Below are 22,959 nucleotides of genomic sequence, written 5' to 3' on the forward strand. Positions count from 1 at the left end.
GTGCATCAGGAGACCCGCATGTCTAACGCCGATCAATCCCGCCGCCGCGCAATTCACCTGCTGGATCAGGTGTTGGGAGAGGGCAAGCTGCTGTCTGAATGCTATGCAGCCGGTGCCTTGGATAAGCTGACTGCAGAGGAGCGCGCTCGCAGCCAACGGTTGGCTACCGATACGTTGCGAAATCTGGAACGAGCGGATCGCGTCCTGCAAAAGCACCTTAAGAAATCAACACCGATGACCGTGCATAATGCCTTGCGGGTAGGCACGGTCGAATTGTGTCGGGGTGGTGCAGCACATGGCATCGTGAATGAGATGGTCGATATCATTGCGCGCCACCGCCGCCACAGCCAGTTGAAGGGTTTGGTCAACGCGGTTTTGCGCAAAGTAGCGGATCAGGGGCCTACAGAATGGGCGAAGCTGCGGGTACCACGCCTACCGAAATGGTTGCGTAGCCCTCTGACAAAGGCCTGGGGCGCACCTGCTATGCTGGCGATTGAGGCTACTCACCTGTCGGGCGCACCGCTGGATTTGAGCGCCAAACCCGGAGCGGATCTTTCTGCACTTAACGCGACGCGATTGCCGACCGGGTCCTATCGCATCCACGGGTCCGTACAGGTCTCTGGTCTGCCCGGATTTTCTACGGGCGACTGGTGGGTTCAGGATGCGGCGGCAGCACTACCTGCGCAGTTGCTGGCGGCCCATTCGGGCGAATCGGTGTTGGATCTCTGCGCGGCTCCGGGCGGCAAAACCATGCAGATGGCTGCAGCCGGGGCGACGGTCACCGCCGTTGACCACTCCGCAGGCCGGATGGCGCGACTATCTGAAAATCTCGAACGCACAGGTCTGTCCGCAACGGTCATCGTTGGCGATGCACTGGAACAGACTGGCCAATATGATGCTGTTTTGCTGGATGCCCCCTGTTCGGCTACCGGCACTATCCGCCGTCACCCAGACCTGCCGCATGCCAAAGATGGTAGCGGTTTTGGAGAATTGATCGAGCTCCAGGCGCAGATGCTGGCCCATGCCTGGACCCTCGTGAAACCCGGCGGGCGCTTGGTCTATTGCACTTGTTCGCTTCTGCCGGATGAGGGGGAATGCCAGGTTGAGGATGCGTTGGAGATGTTCCCCGATATGACCGTAGGGACCCGACTGCGAGAGATTGGCGGTATTGCAACCGATTGGATCACCGAGGAGGGCGGATTGCGTCTGCGTCCGGATTTCTGGTCGGACGAAGGCGGTATGGACGGGTTTTACATGGCCGAGTTGCGGAAGGCTGATTGATACAAGCGGCACTTCGCCGAAAGCACCTAGAAGTATCTGCCGCATTATCGGTGACTTGGCTTGCGACCATCGCTATGCTCGGCGCAAAACGCCCCGGAAAATTTCTCTGGCGTGAGGCAAGAGAGCATGTCCCGATACGATAGAATGGCGCGGCGCGGCACCCGCCTGTTGAACCGCTTTTATGCACGGCGCGCGCGGCGACAGCCGGGTGCGACTGCTTTTGTGTCTCAGCCAGAGCCGCGCACCATCGGTAGTTTTGCCCGTGGCCGTCAGCTGGTGGCGGGCAATTTGCTGTTTGCAGGTTACCTTGTCGAATCGCCAACAACAGGTCTTTGGGATGTGGTTGCGCCGGATCTTGCGTTTGATTCCGAACGTCACGGTTTTGCCTGGCTGGATGATCTGGCCGCAGTGGGTGATTTCCGAGCCCGCGAAAAGGCGCAGCTCTGGGTGTGGGGCTGGATTGACGCCCACGGCAAGGGCACTGGCCCGGGTTGGTCTCCGGATCTGACCGGTCGGCGGGTGATCCGTTGGATCAATCATGCGCTGTTTCTGCTGGCTGCCCGTAACGCGGAGCAATCCGAGGTATTCTTCCGCGCGCTGTCCAGTCAGACTTGGTTCCTTTCGCGGCGCTGGCAGGGGGCATCACCAGGCTTGCCACGATTTGAGGCGCTGACCGGGCTGATCTACGCGGGTCTGGCTCTCAAAGGCCACGAGGATCAGGTTGATCCGGCACTGAAAGCACTGGCCGAAGAATGTACCAATCAGATTGATGACCAAGGTGGTCTGCCCACCCGAAATCCTGAAGAACTGTTGGAGGTTTTTACTCTGCTGACTTGGGCTGCCGCAGCCTTGCAGGATGCCGGACGAGGTGTCCCGCCAGCACAGGCTGCAGCGATTGAACGCATCGCGCCCACCTTGCGCACCTTGCGCCACGCCGATGGAGGGCTTGCACGGTTCCACGGCGGCGGCCGCGGGCTTGAGGGGAGGTTGGATCACGCACTGGCGGCGAGCCATGTCATCACGCGCCATGCGGACGGTCTTGCGATGGGTTACGCACGTCTCTCCGGGCGGCGCACCTCGGTCATTATTGATGCGTCAGTGCCGCCTAAGGGACGTGCATCGTCAAATGGTCATGCCTCCACGCTTGCGTTTGAATTGACGTCTGGACGGCGTCCTTTGATCGTCAATTGTGGTTCCGGTGAGACATTTGGCGTGGAGTGGCGCCGGGCAGGGCGGGCGACACCATCGCATTCCACTCTTTGTATAGAGGGTCATTCGAGTGCTCGCCTTGCGCCCCCGGAACGCGGCAGCGGACATGAGATAATGACCGAAGCCCCGGATACCGTGCCATTGGATGTCTCTGACTTGGAGGACGGCTATCGTTTTCAAGGCGGGCACAACGGCTATGAACGTCACTTTGGCCTGACCCACGCGCGCACATTGGAACTGGCTGTTGATGGTCGTGGTCTGGCTGGCGAGGATATGTTGTTGGCGTTGGATACCCGAAACAAACGGCGCTTTGACAAGGCGATGGATGCGCATTCATTGAGCGGTGTCGGCTATGATATCAGGCTACATCTGCACCCGGATGTGGATGCGGCTCTTGACTTGGGAGGCGCAGCAGTATCCATGGCGCTCAAGAGCGGGGAAATCTGGGTGTTCCGTCACGACGGAGCCTGTGAACTAAAGCTGGAACCCAGTGTGTATCTGGAAAAGACCCGCTTAAAGCCACGTGCGGCAAAACAGATCGTTCTCTCCGGGCGGGCAATGAACTATGCCACGCGCATCCGGTGGACGCTCAGTAAAGCGCAGGAGACTGCTGTTGCCGTGCGAGACCTGAACCGGGACGATCCCGAGTTAACTGACTGAGCCTTAAAAGGACCTGCCCTGCCATGACTGACCTTCACCCCGTACGCCGTGCGTTGCTTTCTGTATCCGACAAGACAGGGTTGATTGACCTGGGCAAGGCCTTGGCCGCGCGCGGCGTCGAGCTGCTCTCGACCGGCGGCACTGCCAAAGCGCTGCGTGATGCAGGTCTGGCGGTCAAAGATGTGTCAGAAATCACCGGCTTTCCCGAGATGATGGACGGGCGCGTAAAGACACTGCACCCGATGGTGCACGGCGGCCTACTGGCGCTGCGTGACAACGACACCCATGTGGCAGCGATGGACGAACATGGTATCGGTGCTATCGACCTGCTGGTGGTCAACCTCTACCCGTTTGAAGAAACTGTGGCCAAGGGTGCAGACTACGACACCTGCATCGAAAATATTGATATCGGCGGACCGGCGATGATCCGCGCCGCATCCAAAAATCACCTGTTTGTAAACGTTGTTGTGGATGTGGAGGACTACACGTCTCTGCTGGACGAATTGGATCGCAACGACGGTCAAACATCATACGGCTACCGTCAGTGGCTGGCGCAGAACGCATATGCCCGGACGGCGGCCTATGATGCGGCGGTATCGAACTGGATGGCAGGGGCGCTGAACCTTGAAGCACCGCGCCGTCGCGCTGTCGCAGGGCAACTGGCCCAGACGCTGCGCTATGGTGAAAACCCGCATCAGAAGGCGGCGTTTTACCTTGATGGCTCTGTCCGTGCAGGTGTAGCCACGGCGCAGCAGGTGCAGGGAAAAGAGCTGTCGTACAACAACATCAACGATACAGATGCCGCGTTCGAGCTGGTCAGTGAATTTCCACCCGCAGATGGCCCTGCAGTTGCGATTATCAAACACGCCAACCCGTGCGGCGTGGCGCGTGGCGAGACGCTGAAAGACGCTTACCAGAAGGCATTTGACTGCGACCGTACGTCGGCCTTCGGCGGTATTGTGGCGCTTAACCAGCCGCTTGATGCTGACACCGCTCAGGAAATCGTTCAGATCTTTACCGAGGTGGTGATTGCCCCGGGTGCATCGGATGCCGCCAAGGCGATCTTTGCTGCAAAGAAAAACCTGCGTCTTTTGTTGACTGACGGTCTCCCCAATCCGCAAGACACCGGTCTCACAACCCGTCAGGTTTCTGGCGGCATGTTGGTACAAGACAAAGATGTCGGCCACCGTGACATTGATGACCTGAAAGTGGTCACTGAAAAGGCCCCGACTGATGAGCAGATGCAGAATCTTCTGTTTGCCTGGAAGGTCGCGAAACACGTGAAATCCAACGCCATCGTCTATGTCAAATCCGGCCAGACCGTGGGTGTCGGCGCCGGCCAGATGAGCCGCCTTGATAGTGCGACCATTGCCGGTATCAAAGCACAGCGTATGGCGGACGTGCTTGAGCTGCCGGGTAGTCTGGCCCAAGGATCGGCGGTTGCGTCCGATGCGTTCTTCCCTTTTGCAGACGGTCTTCTGGAAGCTGCGGCGAATGGGGCTACTTGCGTAATCCAGCCTGGCGGTTCCATGCGTGATGACGAGGTGATCAAGGCGGCCAATGACGCTGGGCTCGCGATGGTCTTCACTGGTATGCGCCACTTCCGTCACTAAGTACGGTCTGTGTAGGTCGGGCCGATTGGACCGACCTCAACCCAATTCCGTTCAAGGGGAGTCTCGTGATGCGGGCCAAAGTGATGATCTGGGCGGCTGTACTGGCGTTACTTGCGGATCAGATCAGCAAATACATTGTGGTTTGGGTTATGGATGTGGCCAATCGTGGTAGCATTGACGTGCTGCCCCCCTTGCTGCGGTTTCGCTATGGCGAGAATACGGGCATCAATTTCGGCCTGTTTGGCGGCGGCACCGACACGACACGTTGGGTCCTCATAGGGCTATCCATGTTGATCTGTCTGGTGCTGGTCATCTGGATATCACGCTTGTCAAGCAACGCCCGCGCCATGCAACTGTCTGCAGGTTTGGTTATTGGCGGCGCGCTTGGCAATGTGGTTGATCGTCTGGTCTATGGCTATGTGCTGGACTTTCTCAACATGTCTTGTTGTGGCATCAACAATCCTTTTGTTTTCAATGTCGCGGACATCTTTATTTTTGCCGGTGCTGCCGGTTTGATCCTATTTGATGGACGACAGAAAAACCCTGCGTGACCTTGTTGGTTAAATGCGATAAAAGCGGCTCAAACAGGCAGGAGTAACGGGTCATGCGGATCCCTTTTGGTGTGATTGTTCTGATGGGCGCGTTGGCCGTATCTGCCTGCGGGCAAAAAGGGCTGCGTGATCTGCGCCCTGCCGGAACCGGCCCGGATGAGTTTTTGGTGCTTCCCACCAAAGCTCTGACCGAGCCAGCCAGCTATGAGACACTACCGCAACCGACACCCGGGGCTGCCAATCTGACAGACCGCAATCCTAAAGGCGAAGCCGTGTCTGCGTTGGGGGGCAATCCGGCAGCATTGGTTGCGGGTGCAGGGGTTCCAGCCAGCGATGGCGCATTGGTGACCGCGGCCAGTCGTTATGGCGTGAATCCTGATGTGCGCACCGAGCTTGCGGCACGTGATGCGAAAAAGCGGAAACGGGAAAACCGGACCGCGCGCTTCAAGCTGTTCCCAGTGGATCGCTACCAAGAGGCTTACAAGCGCGAAGCAATTGTGCCTGATCAGGTCAGCGAGCGGTTCCGTCGGGCTGGGTTCGAGACTCCGTCGGCACCACCTGCTGAGTAACGCCGCGCCGTACACTTATGCGGCGCTTGGCGATCACAAAAACGCCATTTCTCTTGCACATAGTCTCTTTGAGCGTAGTTTGACATCAGCGACATTGGTCTGAGCTTTGGGCCATGCGCCACGATTGTGTTGTTTGATTGGACTCGCTTCTGTTGCATCGCACCCTACACGGACAGGGGCATGCGGTGGGTTTCCCACGACGGGACAGGGGGTGGTCTAACCAGCGCCATCTTTCTATTTTGGCGCCGCCGGTTGTCATAACGCCGTCGGCGCACCGCAAAAAGGAGATCGCCGAATGATCCCCCCTATGAAACCCCTGATCCGTCGGGTCACTATGGTATCCGCAGTTGTTGCGGCGCTCGTGGCCATGGGGGGCGCTGGTTTGCCCCCCGGTGCTTTTGCCCAAACCGCGCAAGCGGAGGATGCCGACGCCCAGCCAGACGCCAGCGACATGGTGTCTAGCTTTGTGCTGAGCAACGGTATGGAGGTGGTGGTGATTGAAGATCACCGCGCGCCGGTCGTGCAGCATATGGTCTGGTATCGTGCCGGCTCAGCTGACGAATCTGTTGGACAATCCGGTGTTGCGCATTTCCTTGAACACCTATTGTTCAAGGCCACTGATACGCTGGAGGCAGGAGAGCTTTCTGCAACTGTCACTGCCAATGGTGGTCGTGACAATGCCTTCACGAGCTATGACTACACGGCTTATTTCCAGCGGGTGGCTGCGGATCGCCTTGCGCTTATGATGCAGATGGAAAGCGACCGGATGGTCAATATCCGTCTGACGGACCGGGATATTGAGACCGAGCGTGAGGTCATTCTGGAAGAACGCAATCAACGTACTGATAGTGAACCACGCGCGCTGTTTCGTGAGCAGCTGAACGCAGCACAGTATCTCAACCATCGCTACGGTCAGCCAATCATCGGATGGCGGCATGAGATGGAAGAACTGGACATGGAAGATGTCCTTTCCTTCTATGGCACCTATTATGCGCCCAATAATGCCATTCTGGTGGTCTCCGGTGATGTCGATCCGGAAGACGTACGTCGTTTGGCTGAAAACACCTATGGCAGCATTCCGGCGAACCCCGATTTGCCCGAACGGGCTCGCAGCGAGGAACCGCCACAGACTGCGGCCCGGCGTATCATCTATAAGGATCCGCGCGTCGCACAGCCCTATGTGCAGCGGTCTTATTTAGCGCCGGAGCGCGACAGCGGTGAACAGGAACGCGCGGCCGCGCTGTATCTGTTGGCAGAGCTATTGGGTGGTGGCAGCACCTCCTATCTCTCCAACGCGCTACAATTCGATCAACAAGTCGCAGTCTATACCGGAGTTTTCTATTCCGATGTCTCACTGGACGATACCACCTTTGATTTTATCGTGGTGCCAGGGGCGGATATTAGTCTGGAGGACGCTGAGGCGGCGCTCGATGCCACCTTCGCCCGGTTCCTTGAGGATGGCGTGGACGAAGCGCAGCTGGAGCGGATCAAACTGCAATTGCGCGCCTCCGAGATTTATGCCCGCGACAACGTTGATGGGATTGCCAACCGTTATGGCCGGGCACTGGCATCTGGATTGACAGTCGAAGATGTGCAGGACTGGCCCCGTATTCTGCAATCCATCACCGCTGACGAAATCATCGCTGTCGCCCGGGAGGTGTTACGCCCAGATGTATCCGTTACCGGCTGGATGATGCGAGACGAAGAGGTAAGCCAATGAAGGCGCTAAAACTCATCACAGCGGCCTTGGCCGCATGTTTCCTATCCTTGCCTGTCTCGGCAGAGGTAAAGATCAAGGAAATCACGTCCCCCGGCGGTATCACGGCTTGGCTTGTCGAGGATCACAGCATTCCATTTGCTGCACTGGAACTTCGGTTTCGCGGCGGCACGTCGTTAGACAAACCCGGCAAGCGTGGTGCGACCTATCTGATGGCAGGTCTATTGGAAGAGGGGGCCGGGTCACTGGCCGCTCAGGATTATGCCCGTGCATTGGAGAGCTTGGCCGCTGGGTTTTCCTATGATGGGGATAAGGACACGGTGTCGATCTCAGCGCAATTCCTGAGTGAGAATCGCGATCAGGCGGTTGATCTTCTGCGCCGGACCATCCACGAACCCCGCTTTGATCAAGATGCTCTGGATCGTGTGCGCGCACAGGTGTTGGCGGGTTTGCGGTCGGATGCGAAAGATCCGAACGATATTGCCGGGCGCGTGTTCTCTCAGATGGCCTTCGGCGATCACCCGTATGGAACTGAAGGCAAAGGCACAATCGAGAGTGTTACGGCACTCACGCGTCAAGATATGTTTGATGCCCATGATGCGGTCTTTGCCCGCGACAGGCTCTATGTTGGCGCGGTCGGCGATATCACTGAGGCGGAATTGGGCGCTTTGCTCGATACACTTCTTGGGGATCTGCCTGACCAAGGTGCACCAATTCCTAGCGCAGCAGAAGTAAAAATCGAGGGCGGTATAACTGTAATCGACTACGATACACCTCAGTCTGTGGCGCTGTTTGGACATGCCGGGATGGATCGTGATGATCCACGGTTTTTTGCAGCGTATCTCCTGAATCAGGTTCTTGGAGGCGGATCGTTTGACAGCCGGTTGATGTCCGAAGTTCGCGAGAAGCGCGGACTGACCTACGGGGTTTACAGCTATCTGGTGCCGCGTGATCTGGCGGCGGTCTACATGGGATCTGTCGCGTCAGCCAACGGTAAGATAGCCGAGACGGTAGAGGTCATTCAGGCAGAATGGGCGAAACTCGCTGTTAATGGTGTGACCGCGAAAGAGCTCGCAGACGCCAAGACTTATCTTACTGGGGCCTATCCACTACGCTTTGATGGCAATAGCCGCATCGCTTCGATCTTGGCGGGCATGCAGATGGATGATTTACCGATCGATTATGTGTCCACTCGCAATGACAAGGTAAACGCGGTAACGCTGGAAGAGATCAACAAGGTCGCAGCGGAATTGCTATTGCCTGATCAGCTGCATTTCATAGTCGTGGGTCGCCCCGAAGGGTTGCAGTCTACCAACTGAGCCGAGAAGGCGCATTGTAGTATATTAGAAAAAAGGCGTGACCATTGTTGGTCACGCCCTTTTTGTGGACAGACATTTTGCAGCCGTGGCTACAACGTGCAGTTTATTCGCCGTAGGGGATCCAGATATTTTTGACTTCGGTTGAAGCCTCAAGGAAACGACGGCTGTGATCGGCGAACCAGTCCAGCGCTGTACCGTTGTTGACCCAGGTGCGTTTTAGGTTTCCGGCTGATGCCGCCTCAATTGCTGAGGAGAGGTCTGAGGATGAGAAACTCCAGACCGCATCCACATTGAGATGTGCCGCCAATGGCTGGGCCAACTCAGCCTGTTGGCCTGTCAGAATGTTAACAACGCCACCCGGCAGATCAGAGGTTTCCAGAACCTGATAGAAGTCTGTCGCCGCCAGCGGGAATGCTTCTGATGCGGCCAGAACGACACGGTTGCCCATAGCGACAGCGGGTGCCAGAACCGAGACCAGACCCAGCAGCGGTGCCTCATCCGCGCAAAGCGCGCCAATCACACCAACCGGTTCCTTCATGGCCAGTGCCACGCCACGAATTGGCACACCATGGGCTTGTCCGTCGTATTTATCCGCCCAGGCTGCCGCTGTGAATAGGCGCTGGATCGAGGCTTCAACCTCTTTTGCGCCCTGCGATTTACCGGTCATCTGGTCTATGCGATCAGCGAATTCACCCGCTCGCGCGGATAGGTTTTCACCAATGTAATAAAGGATCTGCGCGCGCAGGTGGCCCGTTGTCTTGGCCCAGGATTTTGCTCCGGCTGCAGCTTCTACCGCGTTGCGCACATCTTTGCGGTTGCCAAGACCGACATGGCCCAGCAACGCACCTGATTTGCTGTGGATGGCCTTGGAATAGCCCCCATCCGGGCGCGTTTGCTTGCCACCGATATATAGTTTTGCAGTGCGATCTACAGCATCGACTGGCGCACCTTCCCCGCTAAAGCCGCTGATTTTCTCGAGAGTTTTGGCTTTGCCTTTTGGCTTGGTATAGGCGCTCAGACCTTCCCAGCCACCTTCACGGCCAAAGCCGCTTTCGCGGGTCCCGCCAAATCCGGCCGCCGCATCAAACAGGTTGGTCGCGTTGATCCAGACCACGCCGGCAACCAGCTTGGGCGCGATGTCCAACGCTAGATTGATGTTCTCACTCCAGAGCGTCGCAGCCAGCCCGTAGCGGGTGTTGTTGGCCAGCTCTATTGCCTCGGATGGTGTACGGAATGTGGTCGAGACCAGCACAGGGCCAAAGATCTCTTCTTGCATCAGGGGGTCCGACGGCGCCAAGCCTTCGATCAGTGTGGGCGGGTAGAAACACCCGTTCTCGGGCATTTCAATCTGGGCCTGGTGCATACGGCCCGCAGTATTGGCCGCAACCATTTTACTTATGGTGGTCAACTGCACCGGATCAACGATAGCTCCGACGTCGATGCTCTTGTCCAGAGGGTTCCCGATGCGTAGCTTGTCCATCCGCGCGCGCAGTTTTTTGTGGAATCGCTCGGCGATTCCTTCCTGCACCAGAAGGCGTGAACCCGCGCAGCAGACTTGCCCTTGATTGAACCAGATCGCATCAACCAGACCTTCGATCGCGGAGTCGATATCAGCATCGTCAAACACGATGTAGGGGGATTTCCCGCCCAACTCCAATGTCAGGGCTTTACCGCTGCCTGCACTGGCCTCACGGATGCGACGACCGACAGCTGTGGATCCGGTGAACGCGATCTTGTCGACCTCGGCCCCAACAATCATTTCACCCACGGCGCCATCGCCTGTCACGATGTTTACAACGCCCTTTGGCAGACCTGCCTGACGGCAAATATCTGCAAACAAAAGGGCGGTCAGTGAGGTATATTCGGCGGGTTTCAGCACCACAGTGTTGCCCATGGAAATGGCAGGCGCGATTTTCCATGCCAGCATCAGCACTGGGAAATTCCACGGTATGATCTGGCCGCAGACACCCAGCGCTTCGCGGTCCGGCAGTTCGCTTTCCATCAGCTGTGCCATGCCGGCGTGATAGTAAAAATGCCGCTGGGCGAGTGGTACATCGATATCGCGGCTTTCGCGGATCGGCTTACCATTGTCGAGGGTTTCCAGCACCGCAAACAAGCGCGCATGTTTCTGCATCAGTCGCGCAATCGCATAAAGGTAACGCGCGCGACCAGCGCCCCCTAGTGCGGCCCATTTCACCTGTGCCTTGCGCGCCGCAGTAACAGCACTGTCTACATCGGACTGGCTGGCCTGGCTTAGAGTTGCAAGAACCTCGCCGGTTGCCGGGTTCTTGCTCTCAAATCCATTGCCGGGTGCCGTGAATTCGCCGTTGATAAAATGGCCAAAGCGGGCGCCCTGATCCACCAGCCAGGCCAGCGCTTCGGCGGCACTTTCGGGGGCGGGGCCATAGGTCATGGTGTCGAAGATCTCTTTAATGGTCATGTGTTGAGCCTTGTGGTCTGTCGCCGTTTGCCCTGATCAGGAAACGGCCCGGGTGCCGCTTGGGCGTCCGGGGTGGCATCTATATGTTAGGCCAGCGCGTGGCGGTATCCTGCGGAGTAAGCGCCGGTGACATGATGTTCGAGCTGCCGTTCGATATCTCCCAGCAGGCTGGACGCGCCAAAACGGAACAGGTCGGGCTGTAGCCAGCGATCGCCCAGCTCTTCCTTGATCAACGACAGATATACCAGCGCATCCTTGGCCTTGGAAATCCCTCCAGCGGGTTTGTAGCCGACCCGATATCCCGCGCGTTCGTGGTAGTCGCGAATTGTACGGATCATTACCAGACTTACAGGCAGCGTAGCGTTGACGCTTTCCTTCCCGGTAGAGGTTTTGATGAAATCGGCACCGGCCATCATGCAGATCAGTGAGGCGCGCGCGACATTCCGCAATGTGCCCAATTCACCAGTGGCAAGGATCGCTTTGACATGGGCGTCACCACAAGCTTCGCGGAACGCCTTCATCTCATCGTAGAGCGCCTGCCAGTTGCCTGACAATACGTGGCGACGTGAGATCACGATGTCGATCTCCTTGGCCCCGGCTTTCACACTTTCTTCGATCTCAGCCAGCCTCAAATGAAATGGGGATAGACCGCCGGGAAAGCCAGTGGAGACAGCAGCGACCGGAATACTTGTGCCATTCAAGGCACTCACTGCGGCTTCGATCATGTCGTGATAGACGCAGATAGCGCCGGTGGTGATCGGCTCCATACCGAGCGCATTCATCAGATCATTGCGCACCGGCTGGCGCGCTTTGGCACAAAGTCGCTGGACACGGCCAACTGTGTCATCACCGGAGAGGGTGGTGAGGTCGATCAGCGTAATCGCTTTTAGCAGCCAAGCCGCCTGATAGTCCTTTTTGACGCTGCGCCGACCTGGCAGCGTAGCGCAGCGGCGTTCAATCGCAGAAGTGTTTGCTTCAACGCCAAGCGCCCAATCAAGATCCAGCTCCATGCCGGGGTTACGCGGTTCGCTCACCTGCGGTAGCTGCGCAGTGTGCTCTGCAATTTGGCTTTCCATGCCGGGAATCCTCGTTCGAGTTCGGTGCGAAATTCGCACGGCCACCCAAACTTGGCAAGCAATGGCAAGGGTGGGCGGGGTAAAATTTTGACTATTTGGACAAAAATAAACGAGTTTGAGAATTATTCGCACTTCTAATTGAGAATAATTCTCATTTACATTGACAGTAGGCCTAGCAGTACTCTCTATAGGTGCTAGATGATATTCAAAGGAATTGACCCATGCGTTCGAAATTTCGATCATCGATTATGATGACCCGAACTGTCTTTCTGGCAGGACTGATGGCTGTGGCTGCTCTAATTGCTCTGCCAATGGGTGGCGCAGGCTCTACATCCGCGCGTGCCGAAGCGCCGCTGACGCTGGTGGCCACTACCGGCATGATTGCAGACGCTGCCCGACAGGTAGGCGGCGACGCCGTAAAGGTACGCGCTTTGATGGGGCCGGGCGTCGACCCGCACGCCTACCGTCAGACGCGGTCTGATATTGTTGCAATGACGCGCGCGGATCTTGTCCTCTGGCACGGCCTGTACCTTGAGGCACAGATGGAAGAGTTCTTTCACGATCTCGCCCGCAAACGCACAGTTGTTGCCGTTGCCGAAGGGTTGTCCAAAGACAAGCTGCGCGGACATGACGACTATGCTGATAAATTTGACCCCCACGTCTGGATGACCCCAGAACTGTGGAAAGATATGATCGAAGAGGTGCAAAAAGCTCTGACCGATGCACGGCCCGATCAGGCAGAGGTTTTTGCTGCCAATGCAGCGGCCCACCTGGCAGAGCTGGACCAGCTTATTGCATATGGCAACGGTATTCTTGCTAAAGTGCCTGCTGAAAATCGCGTACTCGTCACGGCGCATGATGCTTTTGGCTATTTTGGCCGTGACTTTGGGTTTGAAGTTCTAGGTATTCAGGGCATCTCCACCCAATCAGAGGCGGGGCTCAATCGTATCGGTGAGCTGGTCGATCTGCTGGTAGAACGTCAGATTTCCGCAGTATTTGTCGAAAGTTCGGTATCGGATCGTTCGATACGCGCGTTGATCGAAGGCGCTGCGGCGCAGGGCCATGAAGTTCGCATCGGTGGAGAGCTGTTCTCCGACGCGATGGGCGCGGATGGCACGTATGAGGGCACTTATGTTGGGATGCTTGATCACAATATGACGACCATCGCAGCAGCGCTTGGTGCTGAGGTGCCGCCAAAAGGTATGTCAGGTCGACTATCTGGTGTCGGGCTTTGAAAGGAACGGATGTAATGTCTCTGGAACTTGCCAGTGAACATGGTGCGTCAGCGTCATCCATCGATGCTGACGAGGCTCTGGACCAATCGCCGCTGGCGATCCGGGGGCTGACTGTCACCTACGGCGAAAAACCCGCTGTCTTCTCGGTCGATATGACCGTGGAGCCGGGTAAGATGACTGCTATCATCGGGCCAAACGGTGCAGGTAAGTCTACATTGCTGAAGGCCGCACTCGGCATTGTGCCGCCGGTTTCAGGATTGGTGCAGGTCTTTGGCAAACCATTGGACAGCCAGCGCGCCCGCATCGCCTACGTGCCGCAACGGGCTAGTGTTGATTGGGATTTTCCCACACGGGTGATCGATGTCGTGATGATGGGGCTTTATCGCGAACTTGGGCTTCTGGGCCGGATCAAAGGGCGTCACCGCACCGCTGCGCAGGATTGCCTTGATCGCGTAGGTATGGGTGATTTTGCTACCCGTCAGATTGGCCAGCTGTCAGGCGGCCAGCAGCAGCGGGTTTTTCTGGCACGAGCCTTGGCGCAAGCGGCAGACCTCTATCTGTTAGACGAACCTTTTGCAGGTGTGGATGCCGCGACCGAGAAGGCGATTATCGGGGTACTGAAACAGTTGCGGGCAGATGGTAAGACCGTGGTTGTCGTGCATCATGATCTCGCCACCGTGCATGAGTACTTCGACAATGTATTCCTGATCAATACCCGCAAAGTCGCCGAAGGCCCAGTGCAACAAGCCTTTACCGCTGAAACGTTGCAGCAAGCCTATGGTGGGCGTCTTGCGACAGCTCAGATTGACCAATTGGCCACCGCACCCACGGCTGATCTTGTGCAGAGTGGAACGCACTGATGCTTCTGGACGCGCTGCTGTTGCAGATGGGGTATAACGCCACGCTGGTGGCGATTGGGGCCACATTGCTTGGGGTCTCTGCAGGTATCACGGGTACATTCCTATTTCTGCGCAAGCGGGCACTGGTCAGTGATGCGATCAGCCACGCGACGCTGCCCGGAGTAGGCCTTGCCTTTCTGACTATGGTTGCTCTTGGTGGGGACGGCCGCAATCTGGCTGGTTTGCTGGCAGGGTCAGCGCTGTCTGCGGCCGCGGGTCTTTGGTGCCTCAACTGGTTAACCCGGCGTACGCGTCTGGCCGAAGATGCAGCGATTGGTGCTGTGCTGTCGGTATTTTTTGGCTTTGGCATCGTTCTTCTGACCGTGATCCAGACACTTGGCGTTGGCCGGCAGGCCGGACTCGAAGGGTTTTTGCTTGGCTCTACCGCTGGTATGCTTTGGAATGATGCACTGGTGATTGCAGGCGGTGGTGCGGCTACGTTGCTGTTGATCCTGTTGCTGCGGCGCCCGATGACTTTGGTGGCATTTGACCCGGAGTATGCTGCGGCACGGGGCATTTCTGTCTCCCGTATCGATATGATGATGATGTGTCTGGTGATGGCCGTCACCGTGGTCGGGCTAAAGATCGTAGGGCTGATCCTGATCGTCGCTTTGCTGATTATCCCGGCCGTCACTGCTCGTTTCTGGACCGAGCGATCAGATCTGGTGGTTCTCCTCGCCGGTATGGCTGGTGGTCTATCGGCCTATCTTGGGGCAGCTGTGTCAGCTTCAGCGCCGAACCTGCCCACCGGCCCCATTATTGTCCTGATGAGCTTTGGTCTTTTTGCCTTGTCGCTGTTGTTCGCCCCTAATCGTGGCGTCTTGGCAGCCGTCCTGCGCCATCTGCGATTTCAGCGCCGGGTCCATCTGCGTCAGGGGCTTTTGGCGCTCGCTCAGGATCAGGTGATCTATGAGCCGCTGACCTTGCGGTTGTTGCGGCAACGCGGCCTGCTGCGCCCCGACGGAGTACCTACCGATAAGGGGCGCGCCCACGCTGCTAAGGCTTTGCTAAACGAACACCGTTGGGCATTGGTGCGCAGTGACCAGACACATGAGGCGGCAGCTGCGCTGTACGATGGGCTGCGCGAGATTGAGACCGTTCTGACCGCTGACCAGATTTCCGATATCGACCGCCGCATTGCTGGCCCACGAGAGGTAACGCCATGAGCGGCGCCGAATTTGTCCCCCTTTCACTGACGCCAATGCTTATCGGCATATTCGCCGCAGTAGCTTGCGCGCTGCCCGGAAATTTTCTGCTGTTGCGTCGGCAGGCTTTGATCGGCGATGCAATCAGCCATGTTGTTCTACCGGGAATCGTTGTTGCCTTCCTTCTTACGGGATTGATCGCTGCGGGGCCGATGATGATCGGCGCGGCCGGTGCTGCAATCGTCGCTGTTGTCTTGATTGAACTGATCCGACGACTCGGTCGTATTGAACCTGGTGCGGCAATGGGCGTGGTCTTCACCACCATGTTTGCGGGAGGGGTTTTGTTGTTGGAGCAGACCGACACATCAACTGTCCACCTGGATGTCGAACATGCTCTGTACGGTAACCTCGAAAGTCTGATCTGGCTGGACGCCACTGGCTGGGGATCGCTCATCGATCCCGAGGCGCTGAGCTATCTTCCAACAGAGCTGTCGCGTATGGCGTTGACGCTGGTCGGCGTTACCTTGTTCATCGCGTTGTTCTGGCGCTCGCTCAAGATCTCCACCTTTGACGAAGGTTTCGCTCGTACTTTGGGGATCCGCACAAGTTTGCTGGGGTTGGGGTTGGTCATTACGGCTGCGATTGCTGCGGTTGCCGCCTTTGATGCGGTCGGGTCAATTATCGTGATCGCGATGTTCATCTGCCCGCCGGCAGCAGCGCGAATGATGTCCAATCGATTGGAAGGACAAATCGGCTGGAGCGTTGTCTTCGCCGTGGTTTCTGCGATTTTCGGCTATGTGATGGCTGGGTATGGCCCGCTCTGGCTTGGTGGATCTGATGCAGTCAGCGCAGCAGGTATGATCGCGACTGTTTCGGGGCTATTGCTTGCCATCGCCGCGCGGTTTGGCCCCTGTCGGCACCGCGCCGGTGCTCCGGTCGGCAGCTAACCTTCAACATGATGATACGGTCCAACCGCTCTGATTGCGGCTAGAAGAATCGCGGTATGCCATGCTAAATATAGCGGCATGGCATATGCAGACCCCCAAATCAGCGACACATCCCAACCGATCATTCGGCAGCTAGACGATAGCGCGATCAACCGAATTGCGGCGGGCGAGGTTGTGGAACGCCCGGCCTCAGCGGTTAAGGAACTGGTCGAAAACGCTATTGATGCTGGGGCTGCGCGTATCACTGTCGACATCGCGGATGGTGGCAAGACGTTGATCCGTGTGACAGATGATGGCTGCGGCATGTCGCCTACAGATCTGCCACTGGCGCTGTCCCGTCACGCGACCTCCAAGATTGATGGCTCAGACCTTCTGAATATCAACACCTTCGGATTTCGAGGCGAGGCACTGCCTTCTTTGGGCGCCGTTGGGCGGCTAAGCATCACCAGTCGGGCTCAGGGGCAAGATGCGGCACAAATTCGCGTGGCCGGCGGAACGATAGATCCGGTGAAACCGGCGGCCTTGCGGGCCGGAACAGTGGTTGAGCTGCGCGATTTGTTTTATGCTACGCCAGCCCGGCTGAAGTTTATGCGCAGTGATCGCGCAGAAACCCAAGCCATTGGTGATGTGATCAAGCGGTTGGCGATGGCAGAACCTTCGGTGGGTTTTACATTGCGTGATGTCTCCGGCGGCGGCGAAGGGCGCGTGACCTTTCGCGCTGATCCGCTAACAGGTGATCTGTTTGATGCGCTGCATGGACGTTTGGCGACAGTCCTGGGGCGCGAGTTTGCTGAAAACGCCCTGAAAATCGATGCCACCCGTGATGGTGTGCGGCTCTTTGGATATGCAGCATTGCCGACCTATTCGCGGGGGGCGGCAGTGGCGCAATTCCTGTTCGTGAATACCCGGCCAGTCAAAGACAAAATGCTGACTGGTGCGCTGAGGGCAGCCTATTTCGACTTTCTCAGTCGGGATAGGCATCCTGCAGCTGCCCTCTTTCTCGATTGTGATCCGACACTGGTAGACGTGAATGTACACCCGGCAAAATCTGAGGTCCGCTTCCGTGATCCCGGTATTGCACGCGGGCTGATCGTCTCATCGCTTCGCCATGCTCTAGCTGAGGCAGGCCACCGTGCCTCAACCACCGTCGCTGGTGCTACCTTGGGAGCAATGCGTCCTGAGACAATGGCTGCGCAGCCAGATGCACACGGCGCGCCTCGGGTTTACCAGATGGATCGCCCGTCCATGGGCGCGCGAAATCTCTCATATGGGGCGCAAGCTCCGGCGCAGTCACAGGGCGTCGATGCTGATGTGCCACCCGCACCGGGTTTTGCCGAAATGGCGACAGCATATAGTGGCCGGGTTATGGATGCGCCGACATCGCCCTCTGCGACATCGGCAACGACAGACACCGAGAGTGGGCTGTCTGATGCGTCAGGCCCCCAAGCGGAGGAATTACCACTGGGAGCTGCGCGCGGGCAGGTACATGAGAATTACATCATCGCCCAGACCCGAGACGGCATGGTGATCGTCGACCAACATGCGGCCCACGAGCGGTTGGTGTATGAAAAACTGAAACATCAGATGGCGGAGACTGGTGTTGCTGCGCAGGCGTTGCTCATTCCCGATATCGTCGAGCTGAGCCAAGGTGACTGTGCCCGTATCCTGGCTGTCGCGGATGAACTGAACCGTTTCGGTTTGGGAATAGAAGCCTTTGGCGGCGGAGCTATCGCCGTGCGTGAAACGCCGGCGATACTCGGAACTGTGAACGCCGAAGCAATGGTGCGAGATATTCTGGACGAGCTGGATGATCAGGGGGAAAGCCAACTGGTCCAGGCCAAGATCGAAGCCATTCTTAGTCGTGTGGCTTGCCACGGATCTATCCGGTCTGGCCGTTGGATGCGTGGGGAGGAAATGAATGCACTTCTACGTGAGATGGAAGCGACGCCGCATTCCGGCCAATGTAACCATGGCCGCCCCACCTATGTTGAATTGAAGCTGGCGGATATTGAACGTTTGTTCGGGCGTACCTGATGCAGCAGTTCTTCATCTTTCTGGCAACTGCAGAGCCGCAAACTTTGTTGTTGCTGGGCTTGGGCGCACTTGTGTTTCTGCTGGTCCTTGTGATGTTGCGGGCCAATGCGCGCGCCGCAGAAAGCATGGCCCCAATAGCGCAACAGATGGCCCATATGGGACAAAGCCTGCAGCAATTGCGGGGTGGTTTGCAGCATGTATCGGATGCACAGGCCAATGCGCAGGTGCAAATGATTCAAACCGTCGAAACGCGTCTCGGAGCGGTGCAGCAACAGGTCAATGACCGCCTTTCCGATAACGCGCTGCGACAGGCGCGCGCGCTGGCCGATATGCAGGAACGCCTGCAAGAGAGCCTGCACGGATCAACCAAGCGTACCGTGACCTCGCTTACCCAGCTGCAGGAACGGCTTGCCGTGATCGACAAGGCGCAGGACAATATCACCAAACTCTCAGGTGACGTTCTGGGGTTGCAGGATATCTTGGCAAACAAGCAGACGCGCGGTGCTTTTGGCGAAATCCAACTGAACGATATTGTCTCAAAGGCACTGCCAGCCGACAGCTATGCCTTCCAGCACACGCTGAGCAACGGCAAACGCGCGGACTGTCTGATTCATCTGCCAAACCCACCCGGCCCGATTGTGATCGATAGTAAATTCCCACTGGAACCTTACGAAGCACTGCGCAGCGCAGAAACCCCAGAGCAGCGCGCGAGTGCGGCTCGGCAGCTAAAGGCCGCGTTGCGCGGTCATATTCGTGCGATTTCCGAAAAATACATTCTTGATGGCGAAACCGCCGACGGGGCGCTGATGTTCTTGCCGTCTGAGGCTGTCTACGCCGAGCTGCACGCTAATTTCTCCGACATCGTGCGTGAAGGCTTCTCGGCAAAGGTCTGGATCGTCTCGCCGACCACCTGCATGGCGACGCTGAACACGATGCGCGCGATCCTGAAAGATGCGCGAATGCGCGAACAAGCAGGGGCGATCCGTAGTGAGCTGGGCCTACTGCACAAAGACGTTGAACGGCTGGGCGAAAGGGTAGGAAATCTGGATCGCCATTTCGGTATGGCGGCCAAGGATATCGCGGATATCAAGATCAGCGCAGACAAAGCTGGTCGGCGCGCACAGCGCCTGGACAATTTCGACTTTGAAGAAATCGCCACGCCTGCCGCTGAAATTGCTCAACCGGTGGATCCGGCCAATGTTGTACCTTTGGGGCGATCTGAAACCTAATGCCAGAAACCGCGACGACTCCGCTGCTAGACAACGCCTATATCGCAGCAGAACGGCTGGTCTCGATCCTCAGAATTGCGGTGACGCTGGGCCTGCTCGCCGTATTTGTTGTGACCGTGGCGGGTGTGGATTTCAGCTCGCTGGAACCGTTTCTACATCGTCAGCTGTTGTTTGCGATCCTGACCATGTTTGCTTATCTGATATTGGGTATCGTGACGTTTGCAGCCACGACATGGGGTGGCTTCAAACCCTGGATGTCGTGGATCAGCGTGACGGCGGATTGCGCGTTCTTGCTCTTCAATGTTTGGTTCAGCCTGCAGAATAGCAGTTACCCAGGCGCGGTTGCACTGTTGTTGCCGCCTGCATGGTTGGTGCCTTTGGTGCTGGCTTATGGGGTGATGCGTATGGACCCACGCCTGCAGCTCTACACAACTGTGGTACTGAGCAGTGGGTTGGGGGTGCTAATATTCGGACCAAGCGATGCATTCGACACGGGGCGACTTGGTCAATTTCAAACCGTTATTGACGGTCCGGCGAATGTCATGAAATTGACCATGATCCTGCTTTCTGGCTTGGTCATGGTTCTCGCGGCGGCCCGGATGCGGCGCTTGTTCAACCGGGAGCTCGAAGCCGCCGACGCGCGCGCGAATCTGATACGCTACTTGCCGGCGCAAGTCGCTGATCAACTGGCTGACGGCGGTTTGGCAGCGCTTCAACAGGGGCAACGCCAGCCTATGGCGGTGATGTTTGTCGACATCCGCGGCTTTACTGAATGGTCGGAGTCACGTGATCCAAAAGAGGTGGGTGATTTCATCACAGCATTCAGAAACGAGGTTGAACTCAGCGCGGCTAATTATGACGGTATGATCGACAAATACATGGGCGACGCGGCGATGTTGTTGTTCGATGATACGCCGGTTGAATACGGCGGACGTAATGGCGCAGCTCGGGCGCTGGCTTGCGCAACTGCGTTGAGCGAGGCGATACATCGCTGGTCAGATTGGCGTATCGCTGCGGGAGAGCCCGTAGTTGAGATCGGCATTGGGGTTCATGCTGGCGAAGTTTTTGCAGGCGTCGTCGGCAACGCAGCCCGGTTAGAGTATTCGGTCTTCGGGGATGCGGTGAATACAGCCTCTCGATTGGAACAACACAGCAAAACGGTTCCGCAAACCATTATCGCCTCGGCTGTCACGTTGCAGACGGCAGGTGTCGAACCTGAGCGCCAGCGCTGGGTTGCCCTGCCATCGGTGACCTTGCGCGGGCGCAGCACGGTGATCGAGATTTATGCCAAGGAAGGCTGAACTCGGGGCTCTCCGCTATATGCGATCTTAACGACACTCGCTTCGCTATTTGCCTCAGATCAAGGACAGCTACGTCATGCTGTTATTTGGTTCGCTACATCGCGCGGACAGCAAAGGAGACTAACCATGCTTGAGATTAGTGCGGTTAAGGTAGCGCAAGTGGCTATGATGGCGCATGAATTGACCCGTGCAGAGGGGGAACTGCGGGCCTCTATCGACAGCATGGGACAGGACGAGCAGGCAGAGCTGGTGGCGATCATGTGGATTGGTCGCGACAGTTTCGATGTCAGCGATTGGACCGAAGCCATGGCAACCGCCCGGCAGGAAGCCAACACGCCAACAGCCGATTACCTGATCGGAACGCCACATTTGGCTGACAATCTAGAGACTGGTTTGGATGCTTTGGGGACAGATGTGCAAGCTGTCGCATAGGGCGTAATCGGTCGCTGAGAAACTGGAATACGGCTCTAACATGGAGTTTTGGCAGTAATTTTTCTAATACCTACCCTGAAGCGGTAAGTAATAAAGGGCGCCGACCAACGACGCCCCTTCTGTTTATGAGATCAACCAAGTGTCGATCGTCTAGGCAGTGTGATCAACCACGGACAGCTGTTGTGCCAGTTCGCCGATCTTGCCCATCCACTGACTGACCAGTGCTGGATCGCTAGGGGCAGCGCGGACGCCAGCGGCGATCTTGCCGTTCATTGCAGCTTCAATAGCGAAGGAGACCGGATAGGAGACCAGGCGTGCCATAGCGGTGCCGCGCTCGTCTCCCCAAGCGTCCATCACATAGGTCTTGTGCCACACATCTGTGCCGTCTTTTTCGGCCCGCAGTGCGACACATAGAACCACGCGATCTGGCTCACCTTCGCCATAAGCGTTGTCGGACCAGAATTGGTCTGACATCTCTTTCAGTCTGGCGTCGCCTTCGGCCCCTGACAGCGTCTCAACCTCTTTGAAAACATCAGCCCAAGCGTCGGTCCAGCCGTTGAGGCGCAGGGTGCCGCGCACGAAATTCTTCACCTTCCAATCGTCGCCAAATTCATATTGCGCGATAAACGGGATTGAGTCACGGTTGGGGTATACCTCGAAACTTTCCGGCGTCGGCAGCGGGGCTTCGTAAGATGAAATGGCGTCCCACGGGCGTGCTACATCCAGCTCTTTAAAATCGCGAACCGATTTGGAAGGCGAACGTAGCGCTTTCAACACGCCAAGCGGCGACCAGCTGAATTTGTACCGGAACGGGTTCGGAGTTTTGGGGATGCCGCCGCAATACGAGATAAAGCTCAGCTCGTTTTCGGGATCGGCCGCGCCAGAGGTTCGATAGTCCTCGACTAAAGCGTGTGCCATCAAGTGATCAATGCCGGGATCCAGACCCACCTCATTTATTATGCAAACGCCTGCCTCTTTGGCCTTTTGATCCAAGGCACGCATTTCCGGCGCGATGTAGGAGGACGATACGAAATGTGCACCATGCTCAATCGCCAACTCGGCCAGCGGGACATGCCAATCGCCCGGCAACATCGAAACAACCACGTCCTTTGGGCTTAGCATTTGGCCCAGATTGGCGATGCTGAACGTATGGATATTGCTGGTCAGATCACCGATTGCGTCGCGTGCCTTATCAGGTGTGCGGTTCCACACAGCTACATCATGGCCCGCCTCAAGAAGGCGGCGCAGGCCGGGGATCGCCGAAAGGCCGGTGCCGCACCAATGGATTGTCATTGTCAGTCT

The 22,959-nt window shown here is 57.3% G+C and carries 18 protein-coding genes; 15 read left to right on the plus strand and 3 right to left on the minus strand.

Annotation, left to right across the window (positions count from 1 at the left end; translation table 11 throughout):
* Positions 1-18: 18 nt before the first annotated feature.
* From ACEWZM_RS11130 to ACEWZM_RS11160, 7 genes are all read left to right on the plus strand, one after another.
* Positions 19-1,281, plus strand: a complete 1,263-nt coding sequence (locus ACEWZM_RS11130) for an RsmB/NOP family class I SAM-dependent RNA methyltransferase (protein WP_414006500.1) — start codon at positions 19-21, stop codon at positions 1,279-1,281.
* A 126-nt stretch (positions 1,282-1,407) separates the two neighbouring features.
* Complete coding sequence (locus ACEWZM_RS11135) at positions 1,408-3,150, plus strand: heparinase II/III family protein (protein ID WP_414006501.1); 1,743 nt, start codon at positions 1,408-1,410, stop codon at positions 3,148-3,150.
* A gap of 23 nt (positions 3,151-3,173) precedes the next feature.
* Positions 3,174-4,763: a bifunctional phosphoribosylaminoimidazolecarboxamide formyltransferase/IMP cyclohydrolase gene (purH, locus tag ACEWZM_RS11140; protein WP_414006502.1), complete on the plus strand. Its 1,590-nt coding sequence runs from the start codon at positions 3,174-3,176 to the stop codon at positions 4,761-4,763.
* A gap of 68 nt (positions 4,764-4,831) precedes the next feature.
* A complete protein-coding gene (gene lspA, locus ACEWZM_RS11145; protein WP_414008009.1) occupies positions 4,832-5,314 on the plus strand; it encodes a signal peptidase II in 483 nt (160 codons plus the stop codon).
* Positions 5,315-5,367: 53 nt separating this feature from the next.
* Entirely contained in the window at positions 5,368-5,883 is a 516-nt protein-coding gene (locus tag ACEWZM_RS11150) for a DUF3035 domain-containing protein (RefSeq protein WP_414006503.1), read from the plus strand.
* A 295-nt stretch (positions 5,884-6,178) separates the two neighbouring features.
* Positions 6,179-7,603: a M16 family metallopeptidase gene (locus ACEWZM_RS11155; protein ID WP_414006504.1), complete on the plus strand. Its 1,425-nt coding sequence runs from the start codon at positions 6,179-6,181 to the stop codon at positions 7,601-7,603.
* Entirely contained in the window at positions 7,600-8,919 is a 1,320-nt protein-coding gene (locus tag ACEWZM_RS11160; RefSeq protein ID WP_414006505.1) for a M16 family metallopeptidase, read from the plus strand. The genes ACEWZM_RS11155 and ACEWZM_RS11160 overlap by 4 nt, the downstream gene beginning before the upstream one ends.
* Positions 8,920-9,022: 103 nt before the next feature.
* Here ACEWZM_RS11160 and ACEWZM_RS11165 read toward each other — a convergent pair whose 3' ends face one another.
* Positions 9,023-11,359: an aldehyde dehydrogenase family protein gene (locus ACEWZM_RS11165; protein WP_414006506.1), complete on the minus strand. Its 2,337-nt coding sequence runs from the start codon at positions 11,357-11,359 to the stop codon at positions 9,023-9,025.
* Positions 11,360-11,445: 86 nt separating this feature from the next.
* Positions 11,446-12,435, minus strand: coding sequence for a deoxyribose-phosphate aldolase (gene deoC / locus ACEWZM_RS11170; RefSeq protein WP_414006507.1), 990 nt, complete (start codon positions 12,433-12,435; stop codon positions 11,446-11,448).
* Between the two features lie 251 nt (positions 12,436-12,686).
* Between deoC and ACEWZM_RS11175 the strand changes: the two genes are divergently transcribed.
* The 8 genes from ACEWZM_RS11175 (at position 12,687) to ACEWZM_RS11210 (ending at position 21,657) form a co-directional block, all read left to right on the plus strand.
* On the plus strand, positions 12,687-13,670 hold the full coding sequence (locus ACEWZM_RS11175) for a metal ABC transporter solute-binding protein, Zn/Mn family (protein WP_414008010.1): 984 nt from the start codon (positions 12,687-12,689) through the stop codon (positions 13,668-13,670).
* Positions 13,671-13,684: 14 nt separating this feature from the next.
* Positions 13,685-14,530, plus strand: coding sequence for a metal ABC transporter ATP-binding protein (locus tag ACEWZM_RS11180; protein WP_414006508.1), 846 nt, complete (start codon positions 13,685-13,687; stop codon positions 14,528-14,530).
* Positions 14,530-15,735, plus strand: coding sequence for a metal ABC transporter permease (locus tag ACEWZM_RS11185; protein WP_414006509.1), 1,206 nt, complete (start codon positions 14,530-14,532; stop codon positions 15,733-15,735). The genes ACEWZM_RS11180 and ACEWZM_RS11185 overlap by 1 nt, the downstream gene beginning before the upstream one ends.
* Positions 15,732-16,661: a metal ABC transporter permease gene (locus ACEWZM_RS11190; RefSeq protein WP_414006510.1), complete on the plus strand. Its 930-nt coding sequence runs from the start codon at positions 15,732-15,734 to the stop codon at positions 16,659-16,661. The genes ACEWZM_RS11185 and ACEWZM_RS11190 overlap by 4 nt, the downstream gene beginning before the upstream one ends.
* A 78-nt stretch (positions 16,662-16,739) precedes the next feature.
* Positions 16,740-18,695 carry a DNA mismatch repair endonuclease MutL gene (mutL, locus tag ACEWZM_RS11195; protein ID WP_414006511.1) on the plus strand — a complete coding sequence of 652 codons (1,956 nt, stop codon included), beginning with the start codon at positions 16,740-16,742 and terminating at the stop codon, positions 18,693-18,695.
* Positions 18,695-19,924 (plus strand): DNA recombination protein RmuC, encoded by a 1,230-nt coding sequence (locus tag ACEWZM_RS11200; protein WP_414006512.1) that lies wholly within the window; start codon positions 18,695-18,697, stop codon positions 19,922-19,924. The genes mutL and ACEWZM_RS11200 overlap by 1 nt, the downstream gene beginning before the upstream one ends.
* Positions 19,924-21,225 carry an adenylate/guanylate cyclase domain-containing protein gene (locus tag ACEWZM_RS11205; protein WP_414006513.1) on the plus strand — a complete coding sequence of 434 codons (1,302 nt, stop codon included), beginning with the start codon at positions 19,924-19,926 and terminating at the stop codon, positions 21,223-21,225. Before ACEWZM_RS11200 ends, ACEWZM_RS11205 begins: the two co-directional genes overlap by 1 nt.
* Positions 21,226-21,351: 126 nt before the next feature.
* The gene (locus tag ACEWZM_RS11210) at positions 21,352-21,657 is read left to right on the plus strand and encodes a DUF3775 domain-containing protein (RefSeq protein ID WP_414006514.1); all 306 of its coding nucleotides are present in this window, start codon (positions 21,352-21,354) and stop codon (positions 21,655-21,657) included.
* 150 nt (positions 21,658-21,807) lie between these two features.
* Here the strand turns inward: ACEWZM_RS11210 and ACEWZM_RS11215 are convergent, their stop codons facing one another.
* Positions 21,808-22,950: a saccharopine dehydrogenase family protein gene (locus ACEWZM_RS11215; protein WP_414006515.1), complete on the minus strand. Its 1,143-nt coding sequence runs from the start codon at positions 22,948-22,950 to the stop codon at positions 21,808-21,810.
* Between the last annotated feature and the right edge of the window lie 9 nt (positions 22,951-22,959).

The organism is Phaeobacter cretensis (assembly GCF_047372505.1).
Lineage (GTDB): Bacteria > Pseudomonadota > Alphaproteobacteria > Rhodobacterales > Rhodobacteraceae > Phaeobacter > Phaeobacter cretensis.